This is a genomic window from Sorangium sp. So ce362, assembly GCF_051519845.1.
GTDB lineage: Bacteria > Myxococcota_A > Polyangia > Polyangiales > Polyangiaceae > Sorangium.
The window spans coordinates 3,752,179-3,773,963 of sequence record NZ_CP150332.1 but is presented as its reverse complement, the minus strand read 5'-3'; the positions used below and the strand labels follow the sequence as shown (position 1 = coordinate 3,773,963).

Here is a 21,785-nt window from a genome sequence, read left to right as displayed (position 1 = left end):
GGTCTTAGCGCACTCTCACCGCGGCCGGTACTCCGGCGCGGGATCCGCGGCGGAGCAGCCGGCCGCGGCCGGCCGGCGGCGGCGCACGGCGGCACGCGGCAGCGCGCGGCGCGCGGTCCTGCACGTGCGCGGCGCGACGGGCGGCGCTAGACGAGGGGTCATGGGCAAGCTCATCCTGCTCTTCACGGCGGTCCCGATCCTGGAGTTCTGGCTGCTCCTGTCGATCGGCGACGTCATCGGCTTCTGGCCGACCGTGGCGCTCGCGCTCGGAACGGCGATCCTCGGGGTCGCGCTCGCGAAGCACGAGGGGCTCAAGGTGCTCGCTTCCTGGCGGGGCGCGATGGCCGAGGGCCGCGTCCCGGACGAGGGGCTCGCCGGAGGCCTGCTCGTGCTCCTCGGCGCGGCGCTGCTCGTCACGCCGGGGGTGCTGACCGATGTGGCCGGGCTCCTGCTCCTGGTCCCGCCCGTGCGCCGCCGGCTCGCCGCGGCCGTGCGCGAGCGGTTCGAGCGGCGGGTGGCCGCGGCGAGCGCCGCGGCCGCGGCGAGCGCCGCCGGCCTCGGCGGGGGCGGCCCGGGCAACGGGGCGTTCTTCACCATGAGGGTCATCGACTTCGGCGGCGGGCCGTTCGGCGGGCGCACCGCGCAGCGCCCCGGCGCGCCCCGCGAGCGACCGGCGTGGCCGGCGTCAGGCCCGGTCATCGACGTCGAGGCGGAGGTGACCGAGGACGACGAGCGCGGCGGGCCAGCGCAGCAGACGCGGCGACTGCCCCCCTGACATCCCGGTGACATCTGTGTTTCGGCGAGCCCATGCGCGCTCGCCCGCGCCCTCCGGGCACCGACGACTCTCGCGCTCGACGCCAGAACACCCGCGTGAGGGGCCGGCGAAACACGCAAGCAACAACGCAAACAACAACGCAAACAACAACGCGAGAGGACGATTCACGCGCGGGCTGCGTGAATGAAACGATAAAGAAACAAAGGATATTATAGACTTCTGAACGTCGTCGGCGTGGTCCGACATCTCAGGAGAGACGAGATGAAGATCTGAACCCGTACAACGTGACGCGACAACGCACAAGCAACCAACGCAGCAACCCCCTATGCTAGATCCAACTCGACACGCGATCCCATCGAACGAACCGCGCCGCTCGGATAGCGGCACGAAGAACGGCTCTGGTACGACGTCCAGCCCTGAACAGCACCGCCGCGCTCGCCTGCGCGCGCCTCGCGCGGCGATGAGCCAGCGGTCGCACGGCGCGCCCTCGCGGAGGGTGCCGCGATGAGGCTCATCCGGACCATGGCCGGCTGGCTGCTCGGGCACATCGATCCAAGGGAGCCGCTCGGCAGCTCGCTCATCAACGCCATCTCCCGGCTCCCCATCCACCTCGCCGCGGACGCCGTGTGCCTCCGAAGGAACGCGGACTCTGGCGCGCTCGAGGTGCTCTTGACCCGGCGAGGAGCGTCGGAGTCGGGCCCCGGACAGTGGTGCTGCCCCGGGAGCGTCCTGTCGCCGGGCGAGCAGCCCGAGCACGTCCTCCATCGGGTCGGGATGACGATCTCCGACTTCACGTTCGTCGGCGACTACTTCTCGGCCGCCGCGCGCGGCTGGATGCTCTCCCGGGTCCACCAGGCGAAGCTCGCCGAGGTCCCGGCCACCGGCGCCTGGTGGCCCGTCGAGCAGCTGCCGAACGACATGGTGCCCAAGCATCGGGAGCAGGTCATCCCGATGGCGATCGAGGCCTTCCACGCCCAGCGCGCGAGGCTCGCGCAGAAGGCCGCCCCCGCCCCGCTGACGTGAGCAGCGCGCCGCGGGGCCTCGCCGGCCCCGCGCCCCTCGGGCCCTCTGCGCGTCACCGCGCCCCTCGGGCCCTCTGCGCGTCGCCGCGCCGACGCCACCCAGCGTACGCCAGCGCATCTCCTCGGCGTGTTCCGTCCTGGTGGGCAGTCCACCCCGGCAGAGGGCGACCGGCCACGGCGATGTAGAGCCCGCACACACCGGTGAAGGAACCGTGGGCGGTCCGCACCGGCCGCCCGCTCCGGGCGCGCGCAGCCGGCCACTAGGGTTCGCGCGCCGCTTGGGCTATTCTGCGGGGTACGGCTGCGGATCCCGGCGGCGGCGCTCTCCGCGGGTGATTCCGCAGGAACATGGAATCCATGACGGTCGACAAGACAGCTCTCATCGTGGGAGGAACGGGCCTGGTCGGCGGCCACTGCCTGCGCCTCCTCGTGCAGCAGCCCGCGTACGCGCGGGTCGTCGCCCTGCTACGCCGCCCGGCCCCGATCGAGGATCCGCGGCTCTCTCAGCGCATCGTCGACTTCGAGCAGCTGGACGGCGCGGACTTCGCCGGCGTGACCGACGTGTTCTGTGCGCTCGGGACGACCATCGCCAAGGCCGGCTCCGAAGAGGCCTTCCACCAGATCGACTATCGTTACCCGATCACCGTCGCCAGGCTCGCCGAGAAGGCGGGGGTGAAGCAGCTCATCCTTGTCTCCTCCGTGGGCGCCGATCCGCGCTCGACAAGCTTCTACCTGCGCGTGAAGGGCGAGCTCGAGCAGGAGCTCTCGGGCGCGAGCTTCGCGTCGGTCCACGTCCTGCGCCCGAGCCTGCTCCTCGGAGAGCGGGGCGAGGTCAGGAAGGGCGAGGCCATCGGCGTCGCGGCGGCGCAGACGCTCCGCTTCACGATGAAGGGCGGCCTCCGCAGGTACCGCCCGATCGACGCGAGGACCGTCGCCGGCGCGATGGTCGCGGCCGCGCTCAAGGGGAGCCCCGGCCGCCACGTCTATCACTTCGACGACATGGAAACGCTCGCCAAGGGCATCGGCGTCGTCCAGGCCTGATCGGCCGGCCCGCTGGGCGACCCCCGCGCCGCCATGGCGCCGCCACCCCCGGCGCGACGCAAGCGCGCGGAAGTGCTACGGCTCGCGGCGGGCACGGCGCTCGCTCGACGCCGCCGCCATGGTCCTCGCCGAGCCCCCCTTGCCGACCGTGACCGAGCGCCTCGCCTCCTCCCTGCTGCGCCCCCCGGAAAACCCGCCCCCGTCGATCGACGCCGTGCTCGCGGACCGGTTCGGCATCGCCGCGTTCCGGCCGTGGCAGCGCGAGGCGATCGACGCCCTGCTCGGGGGCGCGGGCCGCGTCCTCGTCGTCGCGCCGACCGGCGGCGGCAAGTCGCTCTGCTACCAGCTCCCGGCCGTCGCCCTGCCCGGCACGACGCTCGTCCTGAGCCCGCTCATCTCCCTGATGGAAGATCAGGTGCGCGCGCTCGAGGCGCGGGGCATCCCCGCGACGTTCATCGCCTCCAGCCTCTCGCGCGAGGAGAACGGCCGGCGCCTCGGCGCCCTCCGCCGCGGCGAGTACAAGCTCGTCTACGCCGCGCCCGAGCGCCTCGCCCTCGACGGCTTCCTCGAGGCGCTCGCCGCGAGCCGGCTCTCGCTGGTCGCCGTCGACGAGGCGCACTGCATCGTCCAGTGGGGGCACGACTTCCGGCCCGACTACCTGCGCATCGGCGCCGCGATCGCGCGGCTCCACCCGCCCCGGGTCCTCGCCTGCACCGCGACCGCGACCCCCGACGCGCGCGACGAGATCATCCGGCGGCTCGGCTGGCCGCTGCGCCCGTCCGACGGCGACGACGGCGGCGCCGCGGGCGGGCACGGGCCCGAAGGGCCGCCGCCCAAGGTCATCCTGCGCGGCTTCGCCCGGCCCAACCTCCACCTGCAGGTCGCCGCGGTGGACGGCCCGCGCGAGGCCGGTCGCCGCACGGCGCGCGCGCTCCTGGACGCCCTCGGCGACCCCGGGCGGCCCCGCGGCGCGGGCATCGTCTACGCCGCCACCCGCAAGGGGGCGGAGCGCCTCGCCGAGGCGCTCCGCGACGCCGGCTGGAACGCCGAGGCCTACCACGCCGGCCTCGCCCCCGAGTCGCGCGCGCGCCTGTCGGCCGGGTTCGCCGATCGCAGCCTCTCGGTGGTCGTGGCCACGAACGCCTTCGGCATGGGCATCGACCGCCCCGACGTGCGCCTCGTCGTGCACGCCCAGCCGCCGTCGTCGATCGAGGCCTATTACCAGGAGGTCGGCCGCGCCGGCCGCGACGGCGACCCGGCCCGCGGCCTCCTCTTGTTCGCGCCCGCGGACATCGCGCTGCGCCGCCGGCTCTGCCAGCTCGGCGACGGCGGCGCCGAGGCGAACGCCGACGACGCCGCGCGCGCGTGGGGGCTCTTCCGCGAGCTGCTCCGCTACCTCGACGCCGCGACGTGCCGGCACGACTTCATCCTCCGCTACTTCGGCGACGAGGCCGAGTCGCTCGGCGGCTGCGGCCACTGCGACGTCTGCCTCGAGGTCGACGCCCTCGAGGCGAGCGACCCGGCGGCGCTCGCCCGCGACAACGATCTCGTGCGCCGCGCGCTCGCCGGCGTCGCGCGGGTGAAGGGCGGCGCCGGGATGCAGGCGATCGCGTCGATGCTCATCGGCGAGTCGAACGAGCGCGTCCGCCGCATGGGGCTCGATCGGCTCTCCACCTTCGGCGTCCTCGAGGGGAAGAGCCACGACGAGGCCATGTCGATCCTGCGCGTCCTGCTCGCCAGCGCCTGGATCGACCTCACGACCGGCGAGTTCCCCGTCCCCCTGATCACGCCGGCGGGCTGGCGCGTGATGCGCGGAGAGGTGCCCACCCGGGTGCGGCTCCCGCTCCCCGCCGCGCGCCGCAGACCGCTGCGCCGCGCGGCGCCCCTCGATCCGACCGCTCCCGGAGCCTTCTCGCCCGCGCAGGAGGCGCCCGGGGCCGAGCTGGAGGAGCGGGATGTTCCGCTGTTCGAGGCGCTCCGCTCCCACCGGGCCGCGCTCGCGAAGGAGAAGTCGCTGCCCGCCTACGTCATCGCGCACGACCGGACGCTCCGGGAGATCGCCCGGATCCGGCCCCTGTCGCTCGACGACCTCGCGCTCGCGCGCGGCATGGGGCAGGCGAAGATCTCGAGCTACGGAGAGGGCATCCTCCGCGTGGTGCGGGAGTTCTCGGGCCCCTGATCGCCCGAGGCGAGCTCGGGCGCGGCAGATCGCTGGAGCGGCCGGCAGACGGGCGCCCGGGAGACGTGGAGGCGGGGAGAGCGCTCGAGTCGACTCACCCCGTCTCCACGCCTCCCGGCGCGATCGTGCGCGCTCTTCACGCGTGACCTGCGACGCGGAGCTCCGCGATGAGCTGGCCATCCAGGCTGACGAAGGTCGTGAGCCGGCCCTCGACGTTGATGAACACGTCGAGCATCACACCGGCGCCGAGATCCACGACGTGGAGGTCGTCCTTGAGGATCACCGCCGGGGCCTCGGCTCCCCTCGGCGGGCGCCTGGAATCCCTCTCCATGATCTTCTTCGAGTTCATGCCCCCCTCCGCCCGCTGGCCCGTCCGCGCCGCGCGCCCCCGGAGCCGCCTCGGCGCGCCGCGCGGTCGACCCGGGCGCGACCCCACGCGCGAGACGCCGTGCTCGCCGGCGGACACGACAAGCGCGTTCCATGCCGTGCTCGCACGGCCGAAGTGATCCTTCCCTTCACGCAGCCCCCTTTCTCTCCGCTCCCTCTCCGCTCCCTCTCCGCTCCTCGCCCGACCGGCGGTGTCTCCATTTCATCGGATCGGTCTGGCGGGAAGCTAAGAAGTTCAGGGGACGATCCGACTTTTCTTCCCGGCTTCCCGTCCTCGCGCTCGAACCGGGCAGCCACGGTCGAACCGGGCAACCACGGTGGATCAGCGCACCCGCGCCCGGTGGATCAGCTTACCCGCGCCCAGGACGCAAGCGACACCGCCGCCCCCACGGAGACCCTGCCCGAGGCGAGCACCGGGCCGAGCGCCGGCTGCTCGAGGAGCATCGCCTCGACCCGCAGCAGCGCCGGCAGGTAGACGACCTCCCGCGCCAGGCCGCCCCCCCGGTGGACGCGCGCCGCGATGCGCAGGGCGTCGGCGGTGGAGCACGCGCCGCGCGCCTCGAGCAGCCGCGCCGTCTCGACGAAGCCGGCGCCGCGCTCGACGCTCCGGGCGGCGAGGTGGCGCAGCCCGAGCTCGATCCGGCGGGCGCCGACCAGGTATCCCTCGGCGCGCTCGCGCGCGAGCGCCCAGCCCTCCTGATCGTCGCCGCCGTTGGCCGTCCCGATCGCGAAGATCCCGAGCGGGAGCGCCGCGGCGCGCACGCCGGGCGCCGCGTGCCCCTCGATCTCGTGGAGCACGGTGCGCTCCACGTCGTCGCGCGTGAGCATGCGCCCCCGCGCGATCTGGATCACGCCGTCGCCCGTCGCGGCGAGCGGCGCGATGTCGGCGATCACGACCCGGAGAGGCAGGCGCCGCGCCCCGATCTCGCGCCGCATCCGCGACACGAGCGACCGGGGCGAGCGCGCATCGTCGCTCCGCACCCGATCCTCGTCGCCCGCCGCCGCGCCCGCCGCCTGCTCGACCCAGGTCGCGGCGAGCGCGTCCGCCTGCTCGTCGTACGCGTCGCGCGCCGCGTAACGGCGGCGCGCGGCGGCCCAGCACCCCGCCCCGCCCGCGGCCTCGCAGATCGCGGCCTCGGCGGCGAGCTCGACGGCGCGGCCGGCGTAGACCACGCCGAGCTCCCCCTGCCCCGCGAGCCGCTCGGCCGCCGTGTCCATCGCCTTCCGGAGATCGCCGTGGTCCTGCGCGGGCGCGTAGGTGAACCGCGGGAGCTCCCCGTCGCCCCTCCCCCACGCGGCGGCGAGCCGCGCGAGCTCCTCGACGAGGTTCACCGGCGTGCTCGATCCGACGACGCGGATCCGCCGCGCCGCGGCGCCGAGGAGCCGATCCGCGTCCGGCACCCAGGCCGGCGGCCCCGCCGATCTAGCCCGAGGACGCCGCGCCACGACGCTCCGCTCCTCTCGCGCTCGTCGCCACCTCGCTCGCCCCCGTCACGCTCGCCCCCACCCGGCTCACCCCCGTCCCGCTCGCCTCGCGAACGCGCCGCGCGCCCCGCGCCGCGCGCCTCAGAGCAGGTTCGCCGCGAGCTCCGCGAGCTCGCTGCGCTCGCCCTTGGCGAGCACCACGTGCCCCGCGATGCGCTCGCGCCGGAACCGCTCCGCCACAACGAGGAGGCCGTTCGACGCGTGGTCCACGTAGGGGTTGTCGATCTGCTGGGGATCGCCCGTCAGCACGATCTTTGTCCCCTCGCCGCACCGCGTGATGATCGTCTTCACCTCGTGCGGGGTGAGGTTCTGGGCCTCGTCCACGATGAGGTACTGGTGCGGCAGGCTGCGCCCGCGGATGTAGGTCAGCGGCTCGACCTGGATCCGCCCGCTCTCCAGGAGCTCCACGAAGCCGCGCGCGTCGCGCCCAGGCTTCGCGCCGCCGTTCGAGAACAGGAACTCGAGGTTGTCGAAGATCGGCTGCATCCACGGGTTCAGCTTCTCGTCCACGTCGCCCGGAAGGAAGCCCAGATCGCGCCCGAGCGGCATGATCGGCCGGCTCACGAGAAGCCGGGTGTAGGCGTTGTCCTCCGTCGTCCGCTTGAGCGCCGCCGCGAGCGCCAGGAGCGTCTTGCCCGTCCCCGCCTTGCCGATGAGCGTGATCAGCCGCACCGAATCGTCGAGCAGGAGGTCGAGCGCGAAGGCCTGCTCCTTGTTGCGCGGCCGGACCCCCATCACCCCCTCCCGCCCGACGCGGAGCGCGACGATCTGCCCGCGCGCCGCGTCGAAGCGGCCGAGCGCCGTGTGGCTCGGCGCGCCGGCGTCGCGGAGGAGCACCGCCGAATTTGGCAATAGATCCGCCAAGTTGGCACCGGTGAGGACGCCGCTCTGGAAGAAGGCGTCGACCTCGGCGCCGGGCACCTCGAGCTCGACGACCGCCTGCCCGACGGCGGGGTCGTGCACCCGCTCGTTCTCGTACGTCTCCGCCGGGATCCCGAGCGCGTCGGCGCGGATCCGGAGGTTCGTGTCCATCGTCACGAAGATGGTCGGCCGATCCTTGTGCCGGTCGCGGATGTCGATCGCCGTCTGCAGGATGGCGCTGTCCTGCGAGCCCGACTCCAGCCCCACGAGCAGCTCCGGCCGCCGCTCCGGGATCGCGATGCGCAGCGTGCCGCCGTTCTCCAGGAGCACGCCGGTCGCGAGCGTGCCGGCGCCGCGGACCTCATCGAGCAGCCGGGCGATGGTCCTCGCGTTGCGCCCGCGCTCGGAGCCCTCCCGCTTGAACTGGTCGATCTCCTCGATCGCGTAGATCGGGATGATGACGTCGTTGTCTTCGAACTTGAAGATCGCGTGGGGATCGTGGAGCACGATGTTCGCGTCGAGAACGTAGTTCTTCTTCATGGGGGGAGCGCGACGGCGTAGCCGCCTGCGGCGACGGGCGCAAGGGAGTGTTGAGTCGCCCGCCCGAGGATGCCGTCACCCGCTGATCGGCAGGAGCCCGGACATCGGGAGAGACACCGCGCTTCGACTCGGCCGGATCTGGAACATCGCCCACGCCGTCCACGCCTTGTTCCAGGCGGTCCGCCGCGATCACAGATCGATCCGGTAGTCCTTGATCTTGTAAAGCAGCGCCCGGTGGCTGATCTCCAGCACCTCGGCCGCCTTGGTCCGGTTGCCCTTCGTCTTCTGGAGCGCGCGCCGGATGAGGATCTCCTCGATGACGCGCGACGTCTTCTTGATCGACAGCTCGCCGCTCGTCAGCTGCATCTGGATCGGGTCGCGCGCCTCGCGGATCCGCTCGGGCAGGTCGGCCTCGCCGATGCGCTCGCCCTCGCAGAGCACCATGGCGCGCTCGACGGTGTTCTCCAGCTCCCGGACGTTGCCCGGCCACCGGTACTCCAGGAGCAGCCGGCGCGCCTCGGGCTCGAAGCCGCGGATGTTGATGCCGAACCGCGCGTTGTTCCTCGCGAGGAAGTGATCCATGAGGATCGGGATGTCCTCCCGCCGCTCCCGGAGCGGCGGGATCGCGATCGGGAGCACGTTGATCCGGTAGAAGAGGTCCTCGCGGAACCGGCCGGCCTGCGTCTCGGCCAGCAGATCGCGGTGCGTCGCGGCGAGGATGCGGACGTCGACCTTGAGGTCCTTGCTGTCGCCCAGGCGGCGGATCGTCTCCTCCTGGAGCACCCGGAGCAGCTTCACCTGCAGCGGCAGCGGCAGCTCGCCGATCTCGTCGAGCAGCAGCGTGCCGTGGTTCGCCTGCTCGAACAGCCCCGCCCTGTCGTTCACCGCGTCGGTGAACGCGCCCCGCTTGTACCCGAAGAGCTCGCTCTCCAGGAGGTTCTCCGGGATGGCGCCGCAGTTGACCGCGACGAACGGCCCGCCCCGGCGGCCGGACCTCCTGTGGATCGCCCGGGCCACGAGCTCCTTGCCGACGCCGCTCTCGCCCGTGATGAGCGCCGTGGTCTTGTAGTCGGCGACCTTCGCGATCGTCTTGAAGATCACCTGCATCGGCGGGCTCTTCGCGAGGATCTCCTCGAAGAGGTTCTCCCGCCGGATCTCCTGGCGCAGGGCGCGGTTCTCGCGGCGGAGCGACTCCCGCTCCTCGGCCTTGCGGAGCGTGAGCAGCACCTCCTCCGCCTTGAACGGCTTCTGGATGTAGTCGTAGGCGCCCGCCTTAATCGCCTCGATGGCCATGTCGATGTTGCCGTAGGCGCTCATCACGATGACCGTGGCATCGTTCCCCTTCGCCTTGAGCGTCGCCAGGAGATCGAGGCCGCCCATCCTGGGCATCCGGACGTCGGTGAGGATCACGTCGGGCCCGAACGTCTCGACCATCGCGAGCGCTTCCTCGCCGCTCGAGACCGCCTCGACCTCATAGCCGTCCCGCTTGAGGAACGTGCGCACCACGAGTCGCAGGTTTTCTTCGTCGTCGACGACTAGGACACGGCGCATAGACCCTGAAAACTTTTCCTACACCGGCGCGCACCACTCCGCAACGAGTTGCGTCTCGCCGCATGCCGCGGCGCGGCCATCCGCCGGGAAGGCGGCCTCGGTTGCAGGGCGCGTCGCGCCGCGCGGCGGGCGGGCTCTGCGAAGGCTGCCGCGCACCGCGCGAAGGCCGGTGCGCGACGCGGATCGCGCCTGCGCGGCGGCCGTGCTGCGCGGCGCGCGCCCGCGGTGGTATCCGTTGACGCAGGTCGCGCAGGCTGCTTTAGCGGCGCGACGCGCACCGGGAGCGAGCAGGGCCGCGCGCGGCCCGACACGACACGCCGGAGCGGCCTTCGCGGGCAGGACCGCGTCCCTTAATACGATCGCGTGAGGAGCCAGGGCATGAGCATGAAGGATCGTCTGGTCGACCAAGCAAAGAAGCTCGCCTCGTCGGGCAGGGTCGTCCGTGTCGTCAGCAACGATCGCGTGATGCGGCTCGCCACCGGGGTCATGGATGCGAAGAACCGCCTGCGCGCCGCCCGGGAGCTGGCCGCGGAGGCGTGGGACATCCTGCTGAACGGGCACGCGCTCCCGAACCTCGATCCGGCGCTCGACGACGAGGCCGGCGTCCACGCGGCGACGCCGGCCCGCGCGGCGTCGCCGCGGCCCGCCGCGCCCGCCTCGGGCGGCGCGGGGCTGTCGGCCGTGGAGACGACGGCGAGCGCCGCGCCCGAGCGGGCCGCCGCCCGCCCGCACGTGAACGGCGCCTCCGCGAACGGCGCGGGCACCTACGTGGCGGCGGCGGCCGAGCAGCAGCTCGCGACCCAGATGGCGGCGCGGACGTCGCTGTCGCGGATCGGCGGGCGCGACGTGTTCGAGAAGGCGTACAAGTTCATGACCGCGGACAACGCCCGCGCCATGGGCGTCTACCCCTTCTTCCGCCCGCTCGACTTCAACAACGGCCCCGAGGCGCAGCTCGAGGGGCGGACCGTGACGATGCTCGGCTCGAACAACTACCTCGGGCTGACGACCCACCCGAAGGTGCGAGAGGCCGCGCGGAACGCCATCGACAAGTACGGCACGAGCATGACCGGCTCGCGGCTCGTGAACGGGTCGATGCGCCTCCACAACGAGCTCGAGGAGAAGCTCGCCGCCTACCACGGCAAGGAGGCCGGGCTCGTGTTCACGACGGGCTATCAGGTGAACATCGCGACGATCTCGGCGCTCCTCAGCAACAAGCGGAGCGTCGCGATGATCGACAAGGACGATCACGCGTCGATCTACGACGGCGTGCGGCTCGCGCAGGCGTCCGGCGCCCGGATGGTGCGCTACAAGCACAGCGACCCCGCGTCGCTCGACAGCGCGCTCTCCGAGATCGCCGACACCGAGGGCGCGCTCGTGATCACCGACGGCGTCTTCAGCGCGCAGGGCGAGATCGCGAGCCTGCCCGGGATCGTCGAGGTGGTGAAGAAGCACAAGGCGCGGCTCCTCGTCGACGACGCGCACGCCCTCGGCGTCATCGGCCCGGGCGGCCGCGGCACCGCCGCGCACTTCGGCCTCGGCAAGGAGGTCGACCTCATCGGCGGCACGTTCTCGAAGTCGCTCGCCTCGATCGGCGGCTGGCTCGTCGGCGAGCGCAAAGTACTCGATTATATTCAGCATTTCGCCTACAGCTTCCTCTTCGCGGCGAGCGCGGCGCCGCCCTGCGTCGCCGCCGCCATGGCCGCGCTCGACGTCATGCAGGAGGAGCCGTGGCGCCAGGAGAAGCTCCGCGAGAACTTCACCTACATGCGCACGGAGCTGCAGAAGCTCGGCTTCGAGCTCGGCAAGACCGAGACAGCCGTCATCCCCATCTACATCCGCGACGACCTCAAGACCGTCATGATGTGGAAGTCGCTCCTCGACGACTACGCGCTCTACGTGAACCCGTTCATCACGCCGGGCGTCCCGCCCAAGCAGCAGGTGCTCCGCACGAGCTACATGGCGACCCACGAGCGCAAGCACCTCGATCGCGCGCTCGAGGCGTTCGAGAAGGTCGGGAAGAAGTTCGGCGTGATCTGAGCCGGAGGCCGCGCCCTCGGGCTCGCCGGCCGCCGGCCGGCGGCGGCTTCCGGGACCGGCTCTGCCGCGACCACCTCCGGTGAGCGGCGCCGCCCGCTTCGGCATTTTCGCCGGACCACGGCCGTGGTGACATGAGCGATCATGGATCCTCGACCGTTCATGCAAGGGGTCGCGGCGGCGCTGGGGCCTGCGGTCCGCTCTTTCTTCCTGACCGCCTTGGCGATGTCGCTCCTGGCCGTCGTCCTCGCCGCGTCCTCGTACGCCATCGCGGCCGACGGCTCGGCGCTGCGCGGGGCGCTCGCGGCCGTCGCGGCGCTCGCGCTGTGCGCCGTGCTCGGCTTCACGCTGTCGTGGAAGCGGGCGCTCGGCGCCGGCATCCTGCAGGTCGTGCGGTCGAAGCGGCTCGGAGGGATGCTCGTGACCGCGGTGTTCGACCGGCTGCTCGGCCTCTCCGAGCAGGCCGAGGCGGGCGCGCGCGGCGGGCGCGTGGCGCAGGCGGTGGAGGGCGTGCCGATCAACGAAGCGGCGAAGCGGCTGCGGCTCGCGGTGATTCACCGGGTGCAGGCCGCGCCGCAAGGGGGCGGCGCGCGGGGGTTCCTGCGGCGCCAGATCGAGGCGCGGCTGCTCGGAACCATCGAGACGCTGACGCTGGCGCGCTTCCGGAACGAGGCCAACCAGAAGGGGGGTATCGACCTGCTCAAGACGCGCGACGAGCTCGCTCAGGGGGTGGACGACCTCGTCACGGATGAGATCGAAGGGACGCTGCTCGTCACGACGCTGCTCCTCGTCGGCGCCGCCGCGATCGCGTCGCTCGGGGCGGCCGCTGGCATCCAGTACATCCCCCTCTGAGCCGGGACATCCCCCCTCCGGGGGGCGAGCGCACAGCGCCGCCGGCGCTGCGGTGTTGTCGGCACGCGCACTGCCTCGGCCGCGGGTCGCGGCGAGCGCGCCGCCGCGGATCGCAGGCGCGGCGTCGATCTCTCACGGCCATGCACATCGGCTTTGCCTAAGCGCTCACCACTACGTTACTGTCATCCCGCTGCCGTTACTTTCCGTGTTGCTCTCACGTTTCATGTGGATTTCACGTCATGTTGCGCAGAGGTCATGTTGCGCAGAGGAGGCAGTTCGATGATGGAGAACGGTATGGGAAAATGTTGCTCGGCGCTCGCTTGCGTCGTGGGGTTGCTCGCGTCGCCGGCCGCCTGGGCTCAGGATCCCGCGCCCCCCCCGGCTGATCCGGGCGCAGCGGCGGCCCCGCCGGAGACCACCGCGCCGGCGCCCCCGGTAGAGCCGACTGCGACGGCAGGCGACGCGGCGACAGCAGGCCAAGCAGCGCCCATCACGCCGGCGCCCGTCACGCCGGCGCCGGGCGCCGCCGAGCCGGTCGGAGAGCCGGCGGCGGAGCCGAGCCAGATCCCGAGCTGGTTCCGGTTCGATGCAGACAACGTCGGTCTCCAGGTCTGGGCCGGCGCCTCGCACCAGCTCGGCCCCATCAGCCTCTCGAGCGACATCTATGTCACCACGCTGGGAACCGCGGAGTTCGACATCGGTCCCGCCTTCACGATGGGTCCGGTCACCATCAACCCGATGGTGGGCTTCGCGTTCAACTTCGTGACGCAACAGCCGGCGGCGCTTGTCGCTCCGCAGCTGTTTACCTACATCGACGCGAAGCCCATTTACTTCGAGTCGTGGATCCTGGGGTCGTTCTCCAGCATGTTCAACGAGAGCGTCCAGAACTACCTCTACTCGCGGGACTTCCTCCTCTTCTATCCGACCGACGACTTCGGCATCGGCCCGCACCTCGAGCTCTCGATCGACCTCAACGAGGTCGTGACCGCCGTGGACGATCCGACGACGGTCGGTGTGGACGAGGGGGCCGTCGACAACACCGGCCTCGCCAGCCTGCAGCTCGGCGGCGTGATCGGGCTGAACTACGGCACGGGGAACAAGCTGCTCCTCTACCTCGGCTACGAGACGCAGGCGGAGAGCCAGCTCAACGACAAGATCGCTGGCCGGTTCACGTTCATCCACAGCTTCTGAGGCGCGCCGCGCGGAGCCGCCGGCCGGAGCGAGGCGCGCACACGCCCTGTCGCCCTCTCGGTCGGTCTTCCCATCGGCCTGGCGCGCTGGTACCGGAGCGCCATGGCCCAACGGATCTCGTTCATCACGACCGCGCTGTGCACGCTGCTCGGACTCGGGTGCCAGGCCCAGGACCGCGTCCCGCCGGCTTCGCCGGACCCGGGCGCCTCCGCATGCCAGCCCGCCGACTGCGGCCCGCTCGCGATGATCGCCCGCGTCTGCGACGACGGCTCCACGGGCGCAACGCAGTGCATGCGCGCCGGGGGCGGAGCGTGCCGCTGGGAGCACGTCTGTCCCGGCGAGAGGTCGCCCGCCGGCCCGGCGCCGACCCGGCCTATCCCCCAGCCGACCCAGCCGCCCGGGCAAGAGCCGCCCGCGGCGCCCCCGCGCCCGGACCAGCCGGCCGCGCAGCAGCCGGGCGCGCAGCCGTCGGGCGCGGGCTTCGCCGACGCCAACGCCGCGTTCGCGCAGCGGCTCTACGGCAAGCTCGCCGCCACGACAGGCAAGCTCTTCTTCTCGCCGGCGAGCATCTCGACCGCGCTGGCCATGACCTACGCCGGCGCCCGGGGCGAGACGGCGGCCCAGATGGCGAAGGCGCTCGAGTTCACCCTCCCGCCCGGGGCGCTGCACCCCGCGTTCGGCGGGCTCGTCAAGGAGCTCACGCAGACGGCCGGCCCCAAGGGGCCCGAGCTCCGGATCGCCAACCGGCTGTGGGGCCAGGCCGGGCTGCCGCTCGATCCGGCGTTCCAGAGCACCACCCAGCAGCACTACGGCGCGGGGATCGAGCTCGTCGACTTCAAGGGCGGGAGCGAGCCGGCGCGCGGGCGCATCAATCGATGGGTCGAGCAGCAGACGAACGCGAAGATCAAGGACCTGATGCCGGCGGGCAGCATCACGCCGCTCACGCGGCTCGTCCTCACGAACGCCATCTACTTCAAGGGGAGATGGGCGACGCCCTTCGACAAGCAGGCGACGAAGAACGAGCCGTTCACGGTGAAGCCCGGCACCGCGCCGGCGGTGCCGATGATGCGCAAGACCCTCCAGGCGCGCTTCGGGCAGGCCGCCGATGCGTCGGTGCTGGAGCTCGCCTACGAGGCGCAGGACCCCGATCGACCGCTGGCCATGGTCGTCATCCTGCCCGCGCAGGCGGACGGGCTGCCCAGGGTGGAGCAGCGCCTGTCGGCCGGGCAGCTCAAGGGGTACGTGGAGGCGCTCCGGCCGACGCGGGTCGACGTGGCGCTCCCGCGCTTCAAGATGACCGCGGAGTTCGAGCTCTCGAAGACCCTGGCGGAGCTGGGAATGCCGCTCGCGTTCGACGATGCGAAGGCCGATTTCTCGGGGATCACGAGGGCGGAGCCGCTCTTCATCTCCCAGGTCCGCCACAAGGCGTTCGTGGAGGTCAACGAGGAAGGGACCGAGGCCGCCGCGGCGACAGGCGTCGCCATGGCCACGCGGTCGGCCCCGGCGCCGTCTCCGGTGTTCCGCGCGGATCACCCGTTCGCGTTCCTGATCCGCGACGTGGCGACGGGCGCGGTGCTGTTCATGGGCCGCGTGACCGATCCGCGATGACCCGGCCGTCCTCCCCGAGCGCCGGGGGGTGAGCTCGATTCCACAGGCATCGATGTGGGCATCCATCCCCCCGATCCCCTCGCTCCACCGCGCGATGCAAGCTCGCGCGCAGGCCCGCGGACGGGGCGCGAATGTCCGCGCTGCGCTGGAGAACCGCGGTACGATGAGCCGTTTTGCCGGGGCCTTCACCGGCTCCGCCAACCCTCGATGTCAAGGAGCGAGCGATGAAGAACGAAGACGCGGTGCTGCATGCCGTCCGTGACCTGGCCCCCTCGATCGCCGCGCGGAGCGCGGAGATCGAGGAGGCGCGGCGCCTCCCGGCGGACCTGCTCGGGCAGCTCAAGGCGGCGGGATGCTTCCGGATGTTCCTGCCGAGGAGCCATGGCGGCCACGAGGTCGATCTGCGCACGGGGATGGACGTCCTGGAGACGCTCGCCCGGGCGGACGGGGCCACCGGCTGGACGGTGATGATCGGCTCGGAGAGCCCGCACCTCTTCGCGCTCCTGCCGCGCGAGCGCTTCGACGCGGTCTACTCCGCCGGGCCGGACGTGATCATCGGCGGCGGCTTCAACGCGCAGGGCGAGGCCCACGCGACCGAGGGCGGCTACCGCGTCACCGGGCGCTGGAGCTTCGCGAGCGGCTGCGAGCACGCCAGCTGGCTGTTCGGGAACTGCGTGATCCTGGACGGCGGCCGCCCGCGGATGGGCCCGGCGAGCGAGACGCGCGAGGTGCCAGAGATGCGCGGGATGCTGTTCCCCGCGAGCGAGGTGCGCATCCTCGACACCTGGTCCGTGCTCGGCCTGCGCGGCACGGGCAGCCACGACATCATGACGGAAGGGCTGTTCTGTCCCGCGGAGCACAGCTTCGATATCTTCCAGGGCCAGTCGTCGGTGGCCGCCCCTGGGTTCGTCGCGCCGGTCCTGCACTTCGTGCTCCACATGGGGGCCGTGGCGGTGGGCATCGCCCAGGGGGCGCTCGACGATGTCGTGACGCTCGCGAGCTCGGGCAAGAAGCGGCTGTATGCGCGCGCGCAGCTCGCGGACTCCCCGGTGTTCCAGGTGCACCTCGGCCGCGCCGAGACGAGCGTGCGCGCCGCCCGCGCCCTGCTGCGCGACACGGGGGACGAGCTCTGGGCCGCGTGCGTGAACAACCCCGGCGCCGTCCTGGCGATGACGCCGCGGATCTCCGGCGCCCTGGCCTGGGTGACGGAGGTGGCGGCCCGGGCCGTGGACGCCTGCTATCAAGCCGGCGGGGGCGGCGTCGCCCGGAACGCCTCGTCCGTGCAACGGCGGTTCCGGGACATCCACACCCTCTCTCAGCACGCCGCGGCCGCGGAGGGGTGGCTCGGCCAGGCCGGCGCCGCGCTCCTCGGCCAGCCGACCGGCTTCTGGACCTGAGACGCCCCGACCCGGGGCGCCGCGCCCGCCGCCGCGTCGCGACCGGGTCACGCCGCGCCCGCCGCCGCGTCGCGACCGGGTCACGCCGCGCCGCCGCCGCGGTATAGGTGGTCGCGCCTTGCGCTCCGCTCCGCTCGCCCCGCTGGTCCTCGCCGCCCTGTCGTTCCTCGCCTGCGCCGGCGCCCCGCGGCCGGCCTCGGCGCCCGCGCCGCCGCAGCTCAGGGAGGGCGCCTGCCCGCCTCGCCCGGCCTGCGACGCGCCGCCGCCGGCCGCCCTGCCGCGCGGGTTCAGGCACACGCGCTCGCGCCTCGTCGCGAGCGGGTGGCCGCGCCACCGCGGGCGCGACCTCTTCGCGCGCCCCGAAGGGCCCCAGTGGGCCATCGCGAAGCTCGCTTACGGCCCTCAGGACGACGATCTCGAGGACGAGGACGTCGAGGCCTATCTCCTCCGCGGCTGCAGCGGCCCATGGGAGAGGCTCGGCACCTTCCGGACGAGCGACGATGACCACCCGCACCCGACCGCCGAGGGCATCCCGGACACCGGCGGGCGCGTCTATCTCGATCTCACCGCGGGGCGGCGCCTCGAGGTCGGCCGGCATCGTGTCCACCTCGCCGTGGTCGGCGACGGCACGAGCGCGGATCTGTTCATCGAGGTCCTCCCGCCCGGCGCGCGGGTGGCCGTCACCGACGTCGACGGGACGCTCACGTCGAGCGAGGCGGCGGTGGTCGGCGAGCTCTTCGGCGGCGCCCCGCCGGCCGCCCACCCCGGCGCGGCCGAGGCGATGCGCGCCCTCGCCGACAGCGGGATTTACCTCTTCTACGTGACCGCGCGCCCCGAGTGGCTCGTGGGCAGCACGCGAGCCTGGCTGAGACAGCAGGGCTTCCCGCCGGGCATCCTCCACACAACCATCGGCGTCACCGGCGCCATGGGCCGGGCGGCGGCCGATTACAAGACGATCGAGCTCGGATGGCTCAAGGCGCGGACGGGCATCGTGCCGTCCTTCGGCTTCGGCAACATGCCGAGCGACGTCACGACCTACACGGCCGCGGGGATCGCCCCTTCACGAAGCTATTATCACAAGCTCGGCGGCGACCTCGGCGGCGGCGTGCCCCACGACGACTACCGGGCGCTCGTCCCGGCGCTCTTCAGCCCACCTGCCGCCTGCGCGCCCTGAGGGAGGCGCTCGCGCCGCGGGGGCGCGCCCTGCGCGGCGGCGCCTCGACCGCGGGGGCGCGCCCTCTCCAGGCGGCGCCCCCGCCGCCGATCACAGCGGGACATCGATCACGTCGTCACAGGTGAAGTCGACCGCCAGGGCCGCCTGGGGATCGGACTGCATCGCGTTGCACACGCTCTCGCAGAGCTCGATCTGCGCAGGGTTCGCGGGGTCGTCGTAGCGCCAGGCCTCGTCGCTCGCGCACGCCTGATCGTACGCGAGGGCCTTCGGCTGGCCCGCTCCGCTCGTGTACGTCACGCGCACCCGCTGCTTGTCGAACGCCCTGCCCTCGGGGGCCGGCGGGATCGCGACCGTGCACGACACAGCGGCGCCGCGGATCTGATCGATGGCCGCCCTGAACGCGGTCGCCGTCGCGTCGGGGCTGCCGGTCTCGATGATGAACGCCTCCCCCGTGCCGCCGGCCACGGCGATGTCGCGCAGGTTGTCGACGTTCCCCGGCCCGTCGTCCGGCGGGTTCGCCACCCCGATCACGTAGGTCGGGATGTTGTCCCCGCGCGCCCCCTCGACGCGCTCGACGACGGCCTCGATCGAGTCGGCCTCATCGCACAGCTGCGGGTAGCCGTCGGTCACGAGCACGAGCGCGTACTTCCCGGGGTCCCCCCGGCGCTGCGCCTGGATGAACGAGATCGTCCCTTCGACCACGAACGCCGTCGGCGTGCCCATGCGCCAGTCGTCGTCGTTCGCCGGAGTGACCTCGTCGATCGCTTCGGCGAACGCCTCGGAGGGCAGCGACGTCATCTCGACGTCCGGCGTCTGATAGGTGCGGGCCGAGCACATGCGCCGCCGCTCGCGGCCGGGGAAGAACGTGAGCGAGGCGGTGAGCCCTGCCGACGCAGGATCCGCGAAGAACTGCTTTGTCGCGCTGACGACGGGATCCCACTTGAGCTCCTTGCTGTGCGAGGGCCGATCGTTCGCGCCCATGCTGCCAGACACATCGAACGCGACCGCCAGGTACACGGGCTGGAGCTCGGCCTTGGCCGTGTGCGTGGCGCAGGCGTCGCCGGCGCCGGTCGAGCCGCCGGCGCCGCTGGGGCCGCCCGAGTCGATGCTGCCGCCCGCGTTCAGACCGCTCCCCGCGCCGAACCCGTTGCCGGCGCCTCCGCTCCCATCCCCCGAGCTGTTCGCGGCCCCCGAGCCGCTCTGGGAGGTGCCCTCGCCGTCGGCGCTCGAGCCGCCGCCGCACGCCGCACCGAACGCAGTCACCATGGACAAGGCAATGGCCATCGCAGGCAATCTCATGGCCTGACTCCTTATAAGCAAGTGCCGGCGCCGTGCGCCGGTAGAGAGAAGCAAACTAGCAACTGAGACCTCAGGAGCCGACGCACCGCCGAACCGCGCTCCAGAGACCTCGCCACCCATGAATAGTATAAGCCAGAACTATGCTCATTGCGAGACATGGTTTCTCAAATACCGTGTCAGTCGCGTCGCTCGCGTCGCTCTCAACGCGCTGCGAGCACAACTCACCCGTGTGACCGCAAAGCCTGTGCGCCGGTGTGATCTGCCCGCTCACACGCGCGCTCGCCGGTGCTACGCTCCACACCGTATGGTCCGCGCGGTGTGTTTCGATCTGATGGATACCGTCCTCTACGACCCGTACCGCGAGGCGCTCGCCGCGGCGATCTGGACCGCCGCGCCCGCCGCGCCCGCCGAGGTCGCCAGGCACCGCGACCGCGCGTGCTGGCCCGCGTTCGAGACGGGCGAGATCGATGAGGCCGAGTTCGCCCGCCGGTTCTTCCGCGAGGGCGCCGAGGGCGTCTCGTTCGATATCGACGCGTTCAACCGCGTGCGCCGCGCGGGATATCGCTTCTTGCCCGGCGTCCGGGAGGTCGTCGAGGCGCTCCGGGGCCGCGCGCTCCGGTTCGTGGCGAGCAACTACCCCGTGTGGGTGGAGGAGCTGCGCGAGACGTTCGCGCTCGACGCCCTGTTCGAGGGTGTCTATTCGAGCCATCACCTGCGCGTGCGCAAGCCGGCGCGCGAGTTCTTCGATCTCCTGGTAAGCCGCATCGGGGTCGACGCGGGCGAGTGCCTGTTCGTCGACGATCGCGCGGAGAACTGCGACGCGGCGGCCGCGGTCGGGATGCGCGCGCACCTCTTCGACGGGGCCGCGGGGCTGCGCGCCCGGCTCGTCGGCGAGGGCTTGCTCGACGAGGAAGGGCGCTAGGCCCGCTCTTCCGCCGCGCCGGCCAGGGCGCCGCAGAGCGGGCACGACGCGCTGACGTGCGGCGCGTCGCCGCGATGCAGGTCGAGGATCGCGCGCGAGATCTGCGCGAGGTCGCGCCGCACCTCGCGGCGCATCCCCTTCACGCGCGCGATGGACATCGAGTCGTAGGCCGTGGTCTGGTGCCGCATCCAGGCGATCACCGCCGACTCGGCGCGCCGCGCGACCGGGATCCGCTCCGTGCGCGCGACGGTGCCGCTGCCCACGGGGGTCGCGTGCGCCGTCACGCGGGTCGCGAGCGTCCGCGCGAGCGCCGCGTAGCGCGGCGAGAACCGGAGGAACGCCGCGACCTCGGCCTCGAACTCGCGCACGTACTCTTCCTGGTCGCGCTCCCGTCGCCGGGCGTCCGCCTCCCGCTTCTTCGCGTAGGCGGGCGTGCTGCGCTCCGCCTCGAGCGCGGCGCGGGCGGCCTCGATGGCGGCGGCCGGCGCCCAGAGGCCCCGGGAGAACGTCTTGCGCCCGCGCTTCTCGACCACCATCCAGGACGGGCCCGTGAGCTTCACCCGGCGGGTGAGCCCGGCGTCGCCCGGGGGCAGGCACGCCCACCCCTCGGGGGGCGAGAGCAGCGCGCCGTCGGGCGCGCGGAAGCGGCGGGGATCCTCGGTCGGGGCCAGGGTCAGGCACTCGGGCATGGCGGCGCGGCCGGCGTGGTAGGCCAGGTCATCCCGCGTGTCCAGCCGCCGTCGCCCGCGCCGCGCTGGAACCGCCGAACAGGGCGATGGTAGGCTCGTCGCCTGCGAGGGGCCCGCCCTTCCGCCCCGGCGCGGTCAACGGGACAGGAGGCCAGCGTGTCGGACGACGATCGCACCAGGTGGGACGCCCGCTACCGCGAGGGCGGCGACGATCCAGGCGAGCCCTCGGCGGTGCTCACCGCGCTCGAGCCGCTGCTGCCCAGGCGCGGGCGCGCGCTCGATCTGGCGGGCGGCGCCGGGCGGCACGCCCTGTGGCTCGCGCGGCGCGGGCTCGACGTGACCCTGGCCGACATCTCCGAGGTCGGGCTCGGCGTCGCGCGAGGCGCCGCGGCGAGGGAGGGGCTCGCGCTGCGCACGGTCGCGCTCGACGTGGAGCGCGATCCGCTCCCCGGCGGTCCCTGGGACCTGATCCTGATCTTCTATTTCCTCGAGCGCAGGCTCGCGGCCTGCGCGGCGGAGCTCGCCCCGGGCGGCCACCTCGTCGTGGTGCATCCGACGCGGTCGAACCTGCTGCGGCACGCGCGCCCGAGCGCGCGCTGGCTGCTCGAGGACGGCGAGCTCCCCGGGCTCCTCGGCGAGGCGCTCGAGGTGGTCCGCTACGACGAAGGGTGGCTGGAGGAAGGGCGTCACGAGGCCCGCCTCGTCGCACGGCGGCGGGGCGCCGCGGCGCCTCGTCCGTGACGGCGCGGCGCCCGGGCGCGATGGCGCGGCGCCTGTC

The 21,785-nt window shown here is 72.8% G+C and carries 19 protein-coding genes; 12 read left to right on the top strand and 7 right to left on the bottom strand.

From position 1 onward, the window contains the following. Positions 1-15: 15 nt before the first annotated feature. Positions 16-162 carry a hypothetical protein gene (locus WMF17_RS14865; protein WP_437602718.1) on the bottom strand — a complete coding sequence of 49 codons (147 nt, stop codon included), beginning with the start codon at positions 160-162 and terminating at the stop codon, positions 16-18. On the opposite strand from WMF17_RS14865, the gene WMF17_RS14860 reads away from it, so the two are divergent. The 4 genes from WMF17_RS14860 to WMF17_RS14845 all read left to right on the top strand — a co-directional run bounded on the left by WMF17_RS14860 (position 161) and on the right by WMF17_RS14845 (position 5,017). Continuing rightward, positions 161-775 carry an FxsA family protein gene (locus WMF17_RS14860; protein ID WP_437602717.1) on the top strand — a complete coding sequence of 205 codons (615 nt, stop codon included), beginning with the start codon at positions 161-163 and terminating at the stop codon, positions 773-775. The genes WMF17_RS14865 and WMF17_RS14860 overlap by 2 nt on opposite strands. A 504-nt stretch (positions 776-1,279) precedes the next feature. Then, positions 1,280-1,798 (top strand): NUDIX hydrolase, encoded by a 519-nt coding sequence (locus WMF17_RS14855; RefSeq protein ID WP_437602715.1) that lies wholly within the window; start codon positions 1,280-1,282, stop codon positions 1,796-1,798. Between the two features lie 347 nt (positions 1,799-2,145). Beyond that, positions 2,146-2,838, top strand: a complete 693-nt coding sequence (locus tag WMF17_RS14850) for an oxidoreductase (protein ID WP_437602714.1) — start codon at positions 2,146-2,148, stop codon at positions 2,836-2,838. A gap of 118 nt (positions 2,839-2,956) precedes the next feature. Next, positions 2,957-5,017 (top strand): RecQ family ATP-dependent DNA helicase, encoded by a 2,061-nt coding sequence (locus WMF17_RS14845; protein WP_437650081.1) that lies wholly within the window; start codon positions 2,957-2,959, stop codon positions 5,015-5,017. A 136-nt stretch (positions 5,018-5,153) separates the two neighbouring features. Here WMF17_RS14845 and WMF17_RS14840 read toward each other — a convergent pair whose 3' ends face one another. From WMF17_RS14840 to WMF17_RS14825, 4 genes are all read right to left on the bottom strand, one after another. Further along, positions 5,154-5,366: a hypothetical protein gene (locus WMF17_RS14840; protein ID WP_437650079.1), complete on the bottom strand. Its 213-nt coding sequence runs from the start codon at positions 5,364-5,366 to the stop codon at positions 5,154-5,156. A gap of 383 nt (positions 5,367-5,749) precedes the next feature. Then, positions 5,750-6,850 (bottom strand): tyrosine/phenylalanine carboxypeptidase domain-containing protein, encoded by a 1,101-nt coding sequence (locus WMF17_RS14835; RefSeq protein ID WP_437650077.1) that lies wholly within the window; start codon positions 6,848-6,850, stop codon positions 5,750-5,752. A gap of 120 nt (positions 6,851-6,970) precedes the next feature. Beyond that, positions 6,971-8,290, bottom strand: a complete 1,320-nt coding sequence (locus WMF17_RS14830; RefSeq protein WP_437491012.1) for a PhoH family protein — start codon at positions 8,288-8,290, stop codon at positions 6,971-6,973. Positions 8,291-8,479: 189 nt separating this feature from the next. Further along, positions 8,480-9,841: a sigma-54-dependent transcriptional regulator gene (locus WMF17_RS14825; RefSeq protein WP_437650075.1), complete on the bottom strand. Its 1,362-nt coding sequence runs from the start codon at positions 9,839-9,841 to the stop codon at positions 8,480-8,482. A 378-nt stretch (positions 9,842-10,219) separates the two neighbouring features. Between WMF17_RS14825 and WMF17_RS14820 the strand changes: the two genes are divergently transcribed. From WMF17_RS14820 to WMF17_RS14795, 6 genes are all read left to right on the top strand, one after another. Further along, positions 10,220-11,878: an aminotransferase class I/II-fold pyridoxal phosphate-dependent enzyme gene (locus tag WMF17_RS14820; RefSeq protein ID WP_437650074.1), complete on the top strand. Its 1,659-nt coding sequence runs from the start codon at positions 10,220-10,222 to the stop codon at positions 11,876-11,878. A gap of 141 nt (positions 11,879-12,019) precedes the next feature. Next, entirely contained in the window at positions 12,020-12,727 is a 708-nt protein-coding gene (locus WMF17_RS14815) for a hypothetical protein (protein ID WP_437650073.1), read from the top strand. 279 nt (positions 12,728-13,006) lie between these two features. Then, the gene (locus WMF17_RS14810) at positions 13,007-13,918 is read left to right on the top strand and encodes a hypothetical protein (protein WP_437650071.1); all 912 of its coding nucleotides are present in this window, start codon (positions 13,007-13,009) and stop codon (positions 13,916-13,918) included. A gap of 102 nt (positions 13,919-14,020) precedes the next feature. Continuing rightward, positions 14,021-15,526 (top strand): serpin family protein, encoded by a 1,506-nt coding sequence (locus WMF17_RS14805; RefSeq protein WP_437650069.1) that lies wholly within the window; start codon positions 14,021-14,023, stop codon positions 15,524-15,526. Positions 15,527-15,750: 224 nt separating this feature from the next. Beyond that, positions 15,751-16,923: an acyl-CoA dehydrogenase family protein gene (locus tag WMF17_RS14800; protein WP_437602702.1), complete on the top strand. Its 1,173-nt coding sequence runs from the start codon at positions 15,751-15,753 to the stop codon at positions 16,921-16,923. Positions 16,924-17,041: 118 nt separating this feature from the next. Beyond that, positions 17,042-18,097 carry an LNS2 domain-containing protein gene (locus WMF17_RS14795; protein WP_437602701.1) on the top strand — a complete coding sequence of 352 codons (1,056 nt, stop codon included), beginning with the start codon at positions 17,042-17,044 and terminating at the stop codon, positions 18,095-18,097. A gap of 90 nt (positions 18,098-18,187) precedes the next feature. On the opposite strand, the gene WMF17_RS14790 is transcribed toward WMF17_RS14795, so the two are convergent. Then, the gene (locus WMF17_RS14790; protein WP_437650067.1) at positions 18,188-19,396 is read right to left on the bottom strand and encodes a vWA domain-containing protein; all 1,209 of its coding nucleotides are present in this window, start codon (positions 19,394-19,396) and stop codon (positions 18,188-18,190) included. Between the two features lie 316 nt (positions 19,397-19,712). Between WMF17_RS14790 and WMF17_RS14785 the strand changes: the two genes are divergently transcribed. Next, a complete protein-coding gene (locus WMF17_RS14785) occupies positions 19,713-20,318 on the top strand; it encodes an HAD-IA family hydrolase (RefSeq protein WP_437650066.1) in 606 nt (201 codons plus the stop codon). On the opposite strand, the gene WMF17_RS14780 is transcribed toward WMF17_RS14785, so the two are convergent. Further along, positions 20,315-21,007 carry a DUF2293 domain-containing protein gene (locus WMF17_RS14780; RefSeq protein WP_437650064.1) on the bottom strand — a complete coding sequence of 231 codons (693 nt, stop codon included), beginning with the start codon at positions 21,005-21,007 and terminating at the stop codon, positions 20,315-20,317. The genes WMF17_RS14785 and WMF17_RS14780 overlap by 4 nt on opposite strands. A 156-nt stretch (positions 21,008-21,163) precedes the next feature. On the opposite strand from WMF17_RS14780, the gene WMF17_RS14775 reads away from it, so the two are divergent. Continuing rightward, complete coding sequence (locus tag WMF17_RS14775) at positions 21,164-21,748, top strand: class I SAM-dependent methyltransferase (protein ID WP_437602697.1); 585 nt, start codon at positions 21,164-21,166, stop codon at positions 21,746-21,748. The last annotated feature ends 37 nt before the right edge of the window (positions 21,749-21,785 follow it).